The organism is Microbacterium aurum (genome assembly GCF_016907815.1).
Lineage (GTDB): Bacteria > Actinomycetota > Actinomycetes > Actinomycetales > Microbacteriaceae > Microbacterium > Microbacterium aurum.
On the sequence record NZ_JAFBCQ010000001.1, the window covers coordinates 18,965 to 33,052 of the forward strand.

Consider the following 14,088-nt stretch of genomic DNA (forward strand, 5'->3'; position numbering starts at 1 on the left):
ACGGGGCGAAGCGAGGACGCGGGACCCGCACCCACCCGCGATGCGGAAGCCGCACCCACCCGCGACGCCGGAGGCGCACCCACCCACGACCGCGAAAGCGCCCGCCGGCGACGCGGAAAGTAGGCTGGATGCCGTGACCACCCTGCATGACGCGGCCGTCCGCGGCTTCGCGAGCGACAACTACTCCGGCGTCCACCCCGAGGTGCTCGCGGCCATCGCCGCCGCGAACGACGGCCACCAGATCGCCTACGGCGAGGATGCGTACACCGCCCGCCTGCAGGAGGTGTTCGCCCACCACTTCGGCGAGGGCGTGCAGGCGTTCCCGGTGTTCAACGGCACCGGCGCCAACGTCACCGGGCTGCAGTCGATGCTCCCCCGCTGGGGCGCGGTGATCGCGGCATCCACCGCCCACATCAACGTCGACGAGGGCGGGGCACCCGAGCGCGTCGCGGGGATCAAGATCCTGAACGTGCCGACCGAGGACGGCAAGCTCACGCCCGACCTCGTCGACCGCGAGGCGTGGGGCTGGGGCGACGAACACCGCGCGCAGCCGCTCGTCGTGTCGATCACGCAGTCCACCGAGCTCGGCACGCTGTACACGCCCGACGAGATCCGCGCGCTCGCCGACCATGCGCACGCGCGCGGCATGCGGCTGCACCTGGACGGGGCGCGCATCTCCAACGCCGCCGCCGCGCTCGATCTGCCGCTGCGCGCGTTCACGACGGATGCCGGGGTCGACGTGCTCAGCTTCGGCGGCACCAAGAACGGGGCGCTCGGCGCGGAAGCCGTCGTGGTGCTCGACCCCGCGGCATCCGAGGGTCTGACGTATCTGCGCAAGCTCAACATGCAGCTGAGCTCGAAGATGCGGTTCGTCTCGGCGCAGCTCATCGCCCTGCTCGAGCCCTCAAGCCATCCGGACGGCGACCTGTACCTCCGGAACGCCCGGCACTCCAACGCGATGGCGCAGCGGCTGCGCGCCGGCGTCGAGGCGGGCCTTGCCGATGGGTCGATCTCGGGCGTCGCCTTCAGCCAGCCGACGCAGTCCAACGGGGTGTTCGCGACGCTGCCCGACGGTGTCGCCGATGAGCTGCGGAAGGCGTTCCGGTTCTACGACTGGGACGCGGCGAAGAACGAGGTCCGCTGGATGTGCTCGTTCGACACCACCGCGGACGACGTCGACGCCTTCGTCGCCGAGCTCGCGCGCCTCACCTGACGCCGGGCCCGCCGCGGCGGGCCCATCCCGGCCGCCGCCCCGCCGCGCCGCGATCAGCGGCGGAGCGCGGCGAGCACGTCGATGAGGGCTTCCGGGCCGCCGACGTTGCCGGGCACCACGACGTAGAGGCGCTCCTCGCCCTCGGCTGAGACGAGGTCCCACACCGAGACGCCGGGCAGCACCTGCCCGCGCACGAGCGCGCGGCTGGCGCCGACCCCGGTGCGGCCGAGCTCGTCAGTCCGCGGTGGGTGCCTCCGCGGCGTCGTCGGCGGATGCCGGGGCCGCGGCATCCGGTCGGATCAGCTCCTTGACCTCGCTCATGAAACTCGTCAGCTGCTGCTGCTGCCAGCGCAGCTGCCGCGTCCGGTCCTCCGCGTCGCGCAGGACGGACTGCGAGTGCGCCGTCACGGTGTCGATGATCTTCTGCGCCTTGGTGCCGGCGCGGTCGAGGATCTCGCGGGCGCGCAGCTTCGCATCCGCCTCGAGCTGCTGCGACTGCGCGCGCATCAGCTTGTCGAAGTCATCGGCCTTCGCCGTGATGCGCTGCGCGTGCTCGAGCGAGGCGGCCACCTGGTCGTTGGCGTCCTGCGTGATGCGCTCGGCGTGGGCGACGGCCTGGTTGTGCAGCACGAGGAATTCCTGCTGCGCGTCGTCCTGGCGGCGGGTCAGCGACTCCTCGAACTCCAGCGCGCGCATCCGCTGCTCGCGCACCGCCTCCTCCGCCTCGGCACGCGCCTGTTCGGTCTCGCGCGCGACGAGGGAGCGCAGCGCCGCCGCACCCTTCTCCGCCTCGGTGCGGATCGCGGCGGCCTCCTGCTCGGCCTGCGTCACCTTCTCGTCGGCGTGGGCGCGCTCGCGCTCAAGCTGCGCCTGGTGCGCGGTCAGCTCGGTCTCGATGCGCAGCCGGGCCTGCTGCGCGTCGGACTCCGCCTGCGACAGCAGCACATCGGCATCCGCCTGGGCCTGCGCACGCCGGGTCGCGATCTCCTCACGCGCAGCCTCGAGCAGCCGGTCGGCCTGTACGCTCGCGTTCTTGATGATGACGCTCGCCTGCTCCTCGGCGACGCGGAGGACCTCCTCGAACCGCTCTCGGCCCTTCGTGGACTCGTCGGCCGCGTTCACCAGCTCATCGCTGAGGGTCGCGACCTTCTCCTCGGCATTGCTGGCCTTGGCGGCCTCCACCGCGAGGTCGGCCTCGAGCGCGGCGACGCGGGAGTGGAGATCGTCGATCGTGGCGAGGTGGGTCTTGATCGTCGCGACGGCGCGGCGGTACTTGTCCTTCAGCTGCGCGAGCTCTTCGGAGTGACCGCTGCGGGCCGCGGTGAGCTCGGCCATCGCGGCGTCGACCTCGGCCTTGTCGTAGCCGCGGAAGGTCGTCGTGAACGACCCGGATGCGGCGGGAGGTCCTGCCATGAGCTCGTCGAACGGCGACGTGTCGGCGCTGTCGTCGCGGGTGGGCTGCTGGTCGGACTCGGACGGCACATGGGACACGGGGGTCTCCGCTTCGGCGCGGGCGGCGCGGGGGCGACTCCGGGTGGGGGATCGTCGGCTCGGGCAGCCGACAGGGGGAAGGATACCGGAAGCGGGGCGGGTTCTCAGCGCCCGGCGAGCCACTCCCGGTAGGCGTCGAATCCGTAGTCCCGGCCGAGGAAGGCTCGCACCAGATCGGCGGCGTCCCGGCTGCCGCCGGGCTCGAGGATCTCGCGGCGGTAGCGGGCGGCCGCGTCGGGGTTCATGAGGTCGCCGCCGAAGCCCGAGAGCAGGTCGCGTGCGATGACGAGGGACCACTGGTACGTGTAATAGCAGGCGCCGTAGCCGGTGAGGTGACCGAACCCGGCGTAGGGGTGCCGCCCGCGCAGCGGCTTCACCGGACTCGTCGCGTCGTACCAGTGCTCGGTCGCCGCCTGCAGGTCGGCGGGCCGGTCCACGTGCAGGTGGTAGGAGACCTGGGCGTGACCGAGCTGGCGGCGCACCTCGAGGGCGCGACCGAAGCCGTCGGCGACCTTCATCCGCTCGACGAGGTCGGCGGGGATCGGCTCGCCGTCGGCGTTGGCGGTGAAGCTCGAGAGGACACCGGCATCCCACGCCCACTCCTCCAGCAGCTGACTCGGCGCCTCGACGAAGTCCCACTCCGTCGCGACGCCGGTGAAGCGGGCGAAGCGCTGCGCGCCGCCGAGGATGTCGTGGACGAGGTGGCCGAACTCGTGGAAGAACGTCACGACCTCGTCGTGCGTCATGAGTCCCCGCGCGAAGTTGCACAGCAGCACGGCCTCGGGGAGCACGCGCCCCGCCACGCCCTGCGCCAGGCCGAAGCAGGCGGCGTGCGTGTACTTGCCGTCACGGGGATGCAGATCGAGGTGGATCCGGCCGAGTCGCGCCCCGGCGCGCACGACATCGTAGGAGTGGACGTCGGCGTGCCAGGTGGGGACGTCGACCGGCACGTACTCGACATCGAGCAGGCGGCCGGTCGTGGCGAGCAGTCCCGGCAGCACGCGGTCGAAGCGGAAGTAGGAGCGCACGAGCTGCGCGTCGACGTCGTGACGCTCGCCGCGCAGCGTGCTCAGCAGATAGAAGAGGTCGGCGATGGTGACCTCGGTGGCGTCCGGGTCGTCCTGCTGCAGGCGCGCGAGCAGGATGCCGTACTCGCGCTGCGCGGCGTCGGCGGAGGCCTCGTCCAGTCGGTCGAGGAACTCGGCGATGGCGCGCCCGCCGTTCTTGCCGCCGCCGCCGATCATGCGCGGCTCGGTCTCGTAGTCGGCCCAGTCGCCGTAGCCGAGCAGACCGGCCCGCTCCGCGCGGACGGCGAGGAGTTCGGCCAGGACGGGGTCGTTCTCCGGCCAGGCGAGGTCGTTGTAGGCGGCGACGATCGCCGTGCGGGTGGCGCGGTCGCGGGCGTACTCGCGCACCGGCATGAGGTCGGGGTAGTCGGTCGTGAGCACGACGAGGCCGTCGTCGCCGACGGGATGCGCGTCGAGGAAGTCCTGCGGCAGCCCCGCGAGCGCCTCGGGCGTCACGCGGATCTCACGGCGGCCGTCGCGGATGTTGCGGGAGAAGGTCAGGCTCAGCTCCGTGTCGCGGTCGGTGAGCTCGCGCACGCGTTCGCGCTCGGCGTCGGGGAGGTCGACGCCGCCGCGGCGGAAATCCTGGAGCACCTTCGCGAGCAGGCGCCGCTGCTGGTCGTCGAGGTCGGCGGCGGTTGCGGCGGCGTCGGCGGGTTCGGCAGCGGCGTCGGCGGCGGCCATCGCCTGAAAGAGATCGCGGTCGAGCAGGCGGGATGCCGAGAGGGCTTCGAGCCGCTGGACCTGCTCTTCAGCGATCGCGCGCACCGCGGCATCCGGATGGGCCTCGCTGAGCAGGTAAGACTCGTTCGTGGCTGCGAGGAGCGCGATCTCGGCGTCGTTCCACAGCTCCAGCCGCGCGGCGGCGTCGAGGTCGGTCCCGGCCACCAGCCGGGCGTCGACGTCGGCGACGACAGCAACCGCCGCCGTCGGCCGCTCGGTCGCGAAGGCGGTCCAGCCGGCCGGGTCGGTCGGGAAGGCGAGGGGCTCGGGCGTGGTCATGAGCTCGAGCCTACGCGGGCACCCGATCGCCGAGACGGGGAATCCGCGACGAGACGGAACGCGTGGCGTCCCGTCTCGTCGCGGATGTGCCGTCTCGCGGGGCGCGAGCGGTCAGCGGCGCGGGCGCAGCAGGTCGCCGAGGCTCGGCTTGAAGTGGCGGGCGACATAGGTGACGGCCTCGTCGACGCCGAATGCGCGCGTGGAGTTGCCGACCCGGACCCACAGATCGGTGCTGCCGCCCTGCGCGACGAACACCGGCTCCGGCGAGCGCGGGCACCGCACGGCGCAGACCTCGTGACCGTCGATGTCCGCGAAGCGGATGCGGGGCAGCGCTGCGGCGTTCTTGCCGAGGCTGGTGGACAGCATGTCGCGCAGCCAGAGCTCGAATCGGTCGGCATCGGGGGTGCGCAGCGTCGCGTAGTCGCGGTCGAGTCCGAGCGCTCGCCCGGCGTCGTCGACGCCGATGACGAGCGTGCCGCCGGAGCTGTTGAGGAAGGCGGCGACCGTCTTCGCCACCACCTGCTCCATCCGCGGGTCCTTCTTGTCCTCGCGGACGTTCCAGCGGGCGGTCTCCTTGAACTCCACGCCTTCGCTCTCACCAGCCGCGATGAGCGCGGCGACGTCGACGCCGCCGGGGTCGCTGCGCACGAGGGCGGCGACGGCGGCGACCAGGAGCGACAGTCCCAGGCTGCATCCGACCGCCAGCATGAGCGTCGTCGGCATCCACAATCGCTGTCCGTAGAAGAAAAGACCGGTGATCAGCAGCCCGACGCTGACGCCGACGAGCGACACGATCGTCATGATCGAGACCGGCAGCGACAGTCGCGCGCCGAAAAGGCGGCGAAGCACCACCGCGATGAGGAACGCAAAGAGGAGCGTCAGCGGGAGAGCGATCGCGAACTCGACGAGGGCGGAGCTCTGCGGCGTCACCGCAGCGCACCCACGCTCGCCAGGGCGAGGCGCAGCAGCGTCGAGCGGCCACCCTCCATCTCCTCGGCCAGTGACGCCGACGACGCCTCCTCCGGAGTCATCCACGTGACCTCGAGAGCATCCTGGCGCGGCTCGCAGGTGCCCGTCACGGGGACGACGAACGCGAGCGAAACGGCGTGCTGCCGGTCGTCGTGGAACGCGCTGATGCCCGGGATCGGAAAGTACTCCGCGACGGTGAACGGCACCGGCTGCGGCGGCAGCTGGGGGAAGGCCATCGGCCCGAGGTCGTTCTCGACGTGGCGGAAGAGCGCATCACGCACGGTCTCGCCGTAGCGCACCCGCCCCGACACGATCGACCGCGTGATCTCCCCCATCGGCGTCGCGCGCAGCAGCACACCCACCTGAGTGACCGTACCGACCCCGTCGGTGCGCACCGGCACGGCCTCGACGTAGAGGATGGGCAGCCGTCGCCGCGCCTCAGCCAGTTCGATCTCGGTCAGCCAGCCGGGATTCGCGGCGCTGCCGGGTGTCGGCGAGCCGAAGGAGCCGTCCCCGACGGGATGCCCGGGGCGCCCGCCCTGGCCGAGCGAGGACCCGAATCCCGCCAGCGGGTCGCGGGGCGTCCCGTCGTCGCCCTGCTCGTTCGGGTCGGGGTCGGGGGTGCGAACGGCCATGCTCCATGTATACCCCGGTGCGGCGACGCGCACGCGAACCGTCCCGGTGGTGAGAGGGCCACCGCGCGGTGTCGGGCGCTGCTGAGAAGATGGGCGGATGAGTGAGATGGTGCCCGTGGATGCCGATGCCGTGCTCTGGTCCGCTCCCGCCGACGAGCGCGCGGGTCGCCCGCTGCTCGTGCTGCTGCACGGCTACGGCTCGGACGAGCGCGACCTGTTCGGGCTCGCGCCGTTTCTCCCGGCGGAGTTCGTGGTCGCCGCCGTGCGTGCTCCGCTGTCGCCGCCCTTTCCGACGCCCGGCTGGTCGTGGTATCCGATCGAGGGCCTGGATGCGCCCGGCGGTGACGCGGTGACGACCGCCGCGCGGAGCCTCATCGACTGGCTCGACGCGGCGACGCCGGCTGAAGGGACGGTCGGCCTGCTCGGCTTCTCGCAGGGGGCCGCCGTGGCGCTGCAGGCGCTGCGACTGCAGCCGGACCGATTCGCGTTCGTGGTCAACCTCGCCGGGTACGTCGACAGCGGGGCCCTGCCCACCGACGAGCACCTCGCCGAGGTGCGCCCGCCGGTGTTCTGGGGCCGGGGTGCCCGCGATGAGGTGATCCCGGCGGCTCGGGTCGAGCACACGATCCAGTGGCTTCCCGATCATGTCGAGTTGAGCGGCCGGGTCTATGCGGGGCTCACCCACAGCGTGTCGCAGGAGGAGCTCGTCGACGTGCGCGCCTTCCTGGAGAAGCAGCTGGCCGCACAGCGGCCCTGACGCAGAGGGATGAATGCCGAGGGATGCCGGGCGATCGACTCGCGCGCCGCGGGGTGTGCGCCGGCATCCGCCCGGGAGTGTTGCGGTAGACTGTGCCGGTCCCCGTCCCGAGTGTGAGGAAGACCGTTGAAGGGTTTCGACGCCGCGCTGTGATCCCGCGCTGAGCCGTCGACCCTCCGCTCCTTTCGGACGCCAGGGTTTCCGACGTTCGGCGCACCCCATCCGCGCCGGCTCGTCGGACCCTCCCGCCTTGCGCTGTCGTGCGCTCGCGGGGCCTCGGTGCCGTTCGCGCCTGCGCCCGAACCTTCGGGAGGCACGTCATGCCGATCTCCACTTCCGCGGTCACCCTCGACCGCATCACCTTCACCTGGCCCGACGGCACGCCCGCCCTGACCGATGTCACGGGCGCGTTCGGCGCCGGCCGCACCGGGCTCATCGGCCGCAACGGGTCGGGCAAATCGACACTGCTCGCGCTCATCGCCGGCACACAGACCCCGGCATCCGGCACCCTCGTGCGCACCGGCACCGTCGATCTGCTGCGGCAGCGCCTGGACGCCACCGAGCGCGTCGCCGACGTGCTCGGCGTCTCCGGGGCGCTCGACGCCGTGCGCGCGATCGCCGCGGGCGACGTCGACCAGCGCCATTTCGACGCGGTCGGCGACGACTGGGACGTCGAGGCGCGCGCGACGGCCGCGCTCGCCGAAGCCGGGCTCCCCCACGACGCGCTCGACCGGCACGTCGGCGACCTCTCCGGCGGCGAGGCCATGCTCGCGGCGATCGTCGGTGTCCGCCTGCGGGCGCACCCCATCGCCCTCCTCGACGAGCCCACCAACAACCTCGATCGCGACGCCCGCGCCCGCGTGTACGACCTCGTGCGCACGTGGCGGGGCACCCTCATCGTCGTCAGTCACGACACGCAGCTGCTCGAGCTGATGGACGAGACGGCGGAGCTGTACGCCAACACGCTCGCCACGTTCGGCGGTCCCTACTCCGCCTGGCGCGAGGCGCTGGATGTCGAACAGGCCGCCGCCCGTCAGGCGGAGTCGGCCGCCCGGCAGCTCGTGCGCCGCGAGAAGCGCGACCGGATCCATCAGGAGCAGGTGCTCGCCACCCGCGCCGCCATGGGCCGGAAGGCCGCCATCGAGAAGCGCGAGCCGAAGATCATCATGGGCGGCAAGAAACGGGCGGCGCAGGTATCGGCCGGGCGGCTGCGCATCGAAGCCGCCGGCAAGGAGGCCAGCGCGCGGGCGGCGCTCGACGCCGCCGAGCGGCGGGTGCGCGACGACGAGTCGGTGCACATCGAGCTGCCCGACCCGGGGGTCGCCGCCGGGCGCCGGATCGCGACGATCGGCGACGACGAGCGGTCCTGGGTGATCCAGGGTCCGGAGCGCGTGGCGCTCATCGGCCCCAACGGCGCCGGCAAGACGACGCTGCTGGAGCGACTCGTGGCGGGGGCCGCGGGGGCCGCGGCTGCGGGGGCTGAGTCTCCGGCATCCGGTGTTCCAAAAGCAGGCCGGATCGACTCGTCGGGCCCGGATGACACCCCCACGGGCCGGTTCAGCCTGCTTTCGGCACGCGCGGAGGCGCACACCGACCGGATCGGGTATCTCTCGCAACGGGTGGACGGGCTGGACGACGGCGCCTCGCCGCTGGAGAATTTGCGCCGCGCAGCGCCGGGCATCGGCGATGTGGAGCTGCGCAACCGGCTGGCGCGGTTCCTCCTGCGCGGCGACACCGTGCTGCGGCCTGTGCGGGCGCTGTCGGGCGGGGAACGGTTCCGGCTGGCCCTCGCCTGCCTCGTCATGGCCGACCCGCCCCCGCAGCTGCTGGTGCTCGATGAGCCGACGAACAACCTCGACCTCGACACGGTCGACCAGGTGGTCGAGGCGCTCGCCGCCTACCGCGGTGCCGTGCTCGTCGTCAGTCACGACGACGGCTTTCTGCGCCGGATCGTGCCCGATCTCGTGCTCGAGCTGCGGGAGGGGACGTTGACGGAGGTCGGGTGATCCTACGCGGGCTGTTCGCCCGGCGCGAGCGACCGCCCCGATGTCGGTGGCCCGCGGGAAGATGGGTCGATGGCGAATGTGCTCGAGCGGTTCGGTCCTGCGACGCAGGACTGGTTCCGTGGCGCCTTCGCGCAGCCCACCACCGCCCAGACCGGCGCGTGGGAGGCGATCTCGGCGGGCCGGCACGCTCTGGTGGTGGCGCCCACCGGGTCGGGCAAGACGCTGTCGGCGTTCCTGTGGGCCATCGACCGGGTCTTCCACGAGAAGGCGGCGGCGCCCGCAGCCGACGCCGGCGCGGCCACGACGGGCACGACGCAGAAGAAGCGTGCGACGAAGGATGCCGGTGGCACCCGCATCCTCTACATCTCTCCGCTGAAGGCGCTCGGCGTCGACGTGGAGCGCAACCTGCGTTCGCCTCTGGTCGGCATCGGACAGGCCGCGCGACGCCTCGGCATCCCCCTGCCGGAGATCACCGTGGGGGTGCGCTCGGGCGACACGCCCTCGGCCGACCGGCGCAAACTCGTCACCGACCCGCCGGACATCCTCATCACGACGCCGGAATCGCTGTACCTCATGCTCACCTCGCAGGCGGGGCAGACCCTCAGAGGCGTCCACACCGTGATCGTCGACGAGGTGCACGCCGTCGCCGCCACCAAACGGGGTGCGCACCTGGCTGTCAGCCTCGAGCGCCTCGACGCGCTGCGTCGCGCCGACGATCCCGACGTCCCGGCGGCGCAGCGCATCGGACTGTCGGCGACCGTCCGCCCCATCGACGAGGTCGCGCGCTTCCTCGGCGGGTCCGCTCCCGTGGAGATCGTCGCGCCGCGCGCGACCAAGGCGTTCGACCTGAAGGTCGTCGTGCCGATGGCGGACATGCTCAATCCGCCGCCGCCTCCCCGTGCCGCCGACGAGACGGCGACGGATGCCGGGGGGAGCGGCGACCCGGACGGCGACGGCGACTGGTTCGCCCCATCGCAGCCGTCCGAGATCACCGGCTCGGTGTGGCCGCACGTCGAGGAGGCGATCGTCGATCGGATCCTCGCGCACCGGTCGACGATCGTGTTCGCGAACTCGCGTCGGCTCGCCGAACGGCTCACCGGACGGCTCAACGAGATCTACGCGGAGCGTCTCGACCCGGCTGCGGCGTCGGGGACGGGCGGCGCAAAGCCGCCCGCTGCGATGATGGCGCAGGCGGGAGCGTCGGCCGGGGCGCCGCCCGAACTGGCGAAGGCGCACCACGGCTCGGTGTCCAAGGAGCAGCGCGCGCAGGTCGAGGACGAGCTGAAATCCGGCATCCTGCGCTGCGTCGTCGCGACCAGTTCGCTCGAGCTCGGCATCGACATGGGCGAGGTCGACCTCGTCATCCAGGTCGAGGCGCCGCCCTCGGCGGCGTCGGGCCTGCAGCGTGTCGGGCGCGCCGGACACCAGGTCGGCGAGGTCAGCCGCGCCGCCCTGTTCCCCAAGCACCGCGGCGACGTCCTGCACACGGCGGTCGTCACGGAGCGGATGCTGGCAGGCCAGATCGAGGCGGTGCGCATCCCGCAGAATCCGCTCGACATCCTCGCGCAGCAGACGATCGCCGCGTGCGCGCTCGAACCGGTCGATGTCGAGGGATGGTTCGAGACCGTGCGTCGCTCCGCGCCGTTCCGGACGCTGCCGCGCTCCGCGTATGAGGCGACGCTCGATCTGCTGGCGGGGAAGTATCCGTCGGACGAGTTCGCCGAGCTCCGGCCGCGGGTCGTCTGGGACCGCGATCACGGCACGCTGACGGGCCGCCCCGGCGCGCAGCGCATCGCGGTGACGAGCGGCGGGACGATCCCCGACCGTGGCCTGTTCGGGGTCTTCGTGGCCGGCGAGACCCGCAACGCCCGCGTCGGCGAGCTCGACGAGGAGATGGTCTACGAGTCGCGCGTGAACGATGTGTTCACGCTCGGGACGACGAGCTGGCGCATCGTCGAGATCACCCACGACCGCGTGAACGTGCTGCCCGCCTTCGGGCAGCCCGGCAAGCTGCCGTTCTGGCACGGCGACGGCCTCGGCCGGCCCGCCGAGCTCGGTGAGGCGCTCGGCCGGTTCTCCCGTGAGGTGTCGGGGGCCACCCCCGACACCGCGGTCGCGCGACTGCGCGAATCGGGTCTCGACGACAACGCCATCGAGAACCTACTGGCCTATCTGGCGGAGCAGAAGGAGGCCACCGGCAGCCTCCCCACCGACCGCACCCTCACCGTCGAGCGCTCCCGCGACGAGGTCGGCGATTGGCGGGTCATCCTTCATTCCCCGTACGGCATGCACGTGCACGCCCCGTGGGCGCTGGCGGTCAACGCCCGCATCCGCGAACGGCTGGGGGTGGAGGGTTCGGCGGTCGCGAGCGACGACGGCATCATCGCGCGGGTGCCGGATGCCGAGAGCGAACCCCCGGGCGCCGAGCTGTTCGTCTTCGAGCCCGACGAGCTCGAGCAGCTCGTCACCGACGAGGTGGGCGGCTCGGCGCTGTTCGCCTCCCGGTTCCGGGAGTGCGCGGCGCGGGCGCTGCTGCTGCCGCGGCTCAATCCGAACAAGCGGTCGCCGCTGTGGCAGCAACGGCAGAAATCGGCTCAGCTGCTCGAGGTCGCGAAGAATCACCCGACGTTCCCGATCATCCTGGAGACCCTCCGCGAGGTGCTGCAGGACGTCTACGACCTGCCCGCCCTGCTGCGGATCGCGCGCTCGATCGGTGACCGCCGCATCCGCCTCGTGGAGACCACCACCAGTCAGCCATCGCCCTTCGCGCGCGACCTGCTGTTCGGATATGTCGGTGCGTTCATGTACGAGGGCGACTCACCGTTGGCCGAGCGCCGCGCCGCCGCGCTGTCGGTCGATCCGGCGCTGCTCTCCGAGCTGCTCGGCAAGGTCGAGATGCGGGAACTGCTCGACCCGGCGATCATCGCGCAGTTCGAGCGTGAGGCCCAGCGACTCGATCCGGCCCGTCGCGCACGCGGGGTGGAGGGCGTCGCGGACCTGCTGCGTCTGCTCGGTCCCCTGACCGCCGCGGAGGTCGCGGCGCGGCTGCAGCCGGCCGACACCGCCGGGGAGGCATCGACCGCCGGAGACGCTGCGACCGCCGGCGAGGGTTCGACCGCCGGGCCGGCTCCGGCCGCCGGGCCGGCTCCGGCCGTCGGACCGGCTCCGACCGCCGCGCCGGCGGACCGGGACGAACCGCCGCATGCCACGCCGGAGGCCGCCGCGGCGCTCCTGGACGAGCTGGTCGGTGCGCGGCGAGCCATCCGGGTGAGCGTCGGCGGGGCCGAGCGGGTGGCGGCGATCGAGGATGCCGGTCGGTTGCGCGACGCCCTCGGTGCGGCACTCCCCGTCGGCATCCCCACCGCGTTCCTCGAGCCCGTCGTCGACCCGCTCGCCGACCTCGTCGCGCGGCACGCCCGCACGCACGGGCCGTTCCGCACGTCCGATGTCGCGGCGCGGCTCGGGATCGGCGCGGCCGTCGCGCGGCAGACGCTGCAGCGGCTGGAGTCGCAGGGTCGCCTGGCGAGCGGCTTCTTCCTGCCCGACCCGGCGGCCGGCTCGGGCCCTGGGGCTCAGGCCGGGAGCGGCGCGGATGATCTGGAATGGTGCGACAGCGAGGTGCTGCGGCGGCTGCGGCTGCGGTCGCTCGCCGCTATCCGCGGTGCCGTCGAGCCGGTGTCGCCCGAGGCGTTCGCCCGGTTCCTGCCGACGTGGCAGCACCTGACGCGACCCCTCGACGGGATCGACGGCGTGCTCGCCGTGATCGAGCAGCTCGCCGGCGTCCCCCTGCCGGCCAGTGCGTGGGAGTCGCTGATCCTTCCCGCGCGGGTGCGCGACTACTCCCCCGCGATGCTCGACGAGCTGACCGCGACGGGCGAGGTGGTGTGGTCCGGGCACGGGTCGCTGCCCGGCCGCGACGGCTGGATCGCCCTGCATCCGGCCGACGCCGTCCCGCTCACGCTGACCCCGCCGGACGACCCCGAACCCCCCACAGAGCTGGAGCAGCGCGTCCTCGACGTGCTCGCCGCCGGCGGGGCGTACTTCGCCGCGCAGCTGACGGCGATGACGCAGGCGGAGAACGAGCAGTCGGTCGTCGACGCCCTGTGGAACCTCGCCTGGACCGGGCGGATCACGAACGACACGTTCGCGCCGGTGCGGGCGCTCCTCGCCGGCGGGTCGCAGGCCCACCGCACGGCGCGACGCACACCGCGGGCGCGGATGTTCCGCGGAACGCCGCTCGCGGCATCCGTCCCCCGCGCCGCCCCGCAGCGCCCGCCGCTCATCGGCGGTCGCTGGTCGCTGCTGCCCGAGCCCTCCACCGATGCGACGCTGCGCGCGACGGCGGGCGCCGGGCTGCTGCTGGAGCGGTACGGCATCGTGACGCGGGGATCGGTGCAGGCCGAGGGGATGCCGGGGGGTTCGCGCAGGCGTACCGGATTCTCGCCGGCTTCGAGGATGCCGGTCACTGCCGTCGCGGGTACTTCATCGAGCGGCTCGGGGCGGCGCAATTCGCGGCATCCGCGACGGTCGACCGCATTCGCGAGTTCGCGGCGTTGCCCGACCCAGCGCCCCTGCAGGCGATCACGCTCGCGGCGACCGATCCGGCGAACCCGTACGGTGCCGCCTTGACGTGGCCGGCGCTGGACGGCGTGGCGCACCGGCCCGGGCGCAAGGCGGGCGGTCTCGTGACCCTCGTCGACGGCGCGCTGGTGCTGTATCTCGAGCGCGGCGGCCGTTCCGCTCTCGCGTTCACGGACGACGAAGAGGTGCTCGCGGCGGCGGCGCGCAGTCTCGTCGAGACCGCCCGCGCGCGGCGGCTCGACACCCTGACGATCGAGCAGGTCTCCGGCGCGTTCGTCTACGGCACACCGGCGGGCCGGGCGCTGCAGGCCGCCGGGTTCGTCGAGGCGAGCCGGGGACTGACCCTGCGGCGGGCGCGATGACCCCC

8 protein-coding genes and 1 pseudogene are annotated in these 14,088 nt (G+C 72.9%); 4 read left to right on the forward strand and 5 right to left on the reverse strand.

What is annotated here, in order from left to right:
* The first annotated feature begins 133 nt into the window (after positions 1-133).
* Positions 134-1,213, forward strand: coding sequence for a threonine aldolase family protein (locus JOD60_RS00090; protein ID WP_076691690.1), 1,080 nt, complete (start codon positions 134-136; stop codon positions 1,211-1,213).
* Positions 1,214-1,266: 53 nt separating this feature from the next.
* On the opposite strand, the gene JOD60_RS00095 is transcribed toward JOD60_RS00090, so the two are convergent.
* The 5 genes from JOD60_RS00095 to JOD60_RS00115 form a co-directional block, all read right to left on the reverse strand.
* Complete coding sequence (locus JOD60_RS00095; protein ID WP_157127985.1) at positions 1,267-1,407, reverse strand: hypothetical protein; 141 nt, start codon at positions 1,405-1,407, stop codon at positions 1,267-1,269.
* Between the two features lie 40 nt (positions 1,408-1,447).
* Complete coding sequence (locus JOD60_RS00100) at positions 1,448-2,704, reverse strand: DivIVA domain-containing protein (protein WP_232321649.1); 1,257 nt, start codon at positions 2,702-2,704, stop codon at positions 1,448-1,450.
* Between the two features lie 104 nt (positions 2,705-2,808).
* Positions 2,809-4,773, reverse strand: a complete 1,965-nt coding sequence (locus tag JOD60_RS00105; RefSeq protein WP_076691692.1) for a M3 family metallopeptidase — start codon at positions 4,771-4,773, stop codon at positions 2,809-2,811.
* Between the two features lie 111 nt (positions 4,774-4,884).
* The gene (locus tag JOD60_RS00110; RefSeq protein WP_076691693.1) at positions 4,885-5,703 is read right to left on the reverse strand and encodes an AlbA family DNA-binding domain-containing protein; all 819 of its coding nucleotides are present in this window, start codon (positions 5,701-5,703) and stop codon (positions 4,885-4,887) included.
* Positions 5,700-6,377 (reverse strand): NUDIX hydrolase family protein, encoded by a 678-nt coding sequence (locus JOD60_RS00115; protein ID WP_076691694.1) that lies wholly within the window; start codon positions 6,375-6,377, stop codon positions 5,700-5,702. The genes JOD60_RS00110 and JOD60_RS00115 overlap by 4 nt, the downstream gene beginning before the upstream one ends.
* A 97-nt stretch (positions 6,378-6,474) precedes the next feature.
* Here JOD60_RS00115 and JOD60_RS00120 point away from each other — a divergent pair, with 97 nt between their 5' ends.
* The 3 genes and pseudogenes from JOD60_RS00120 to JOD60_RS00130 all read left to right on the forward strand — a co-directional run bounded on the left by JOD60_RS00120 (position 6,475) and on the right by JOD60_RS00130 (position 14,083).
* Positions 6,475-7,134, forward strand: a complete 660-nt coding sequence (locus JOD60_RS00120; RefSeq protein ID WP_076691695.1) for an alpha/beta hydrolase — start codon at positions 6,475-6,477, stop codon at positions 7,132-7,134.
* Positions 7,135-7,454: 320 nt separating this feature from the next.
* Positions 7,455-9,140, forward strand: a complete 1,686-nt coding sequence (locus tag JOD60_RS00125) for an ABC-F family ATP-binding cassette domain-containing protein (RefSeq protein ID WP_076691696.1) — start codon at positions 7,455-7,457, stop codon at positions 9,138-9,140.
* A 69-nt stretch (positions 9,141-9,209) separates the two neighbouring features.
* A pseudogene (locus JOD60_RS00130) lies at positions 9,210-14,083 on the forward strand (Lhr family ATP-dependent helicase).
* Positions 14,084-14,088: the final 5 nt, after the last annotated feature.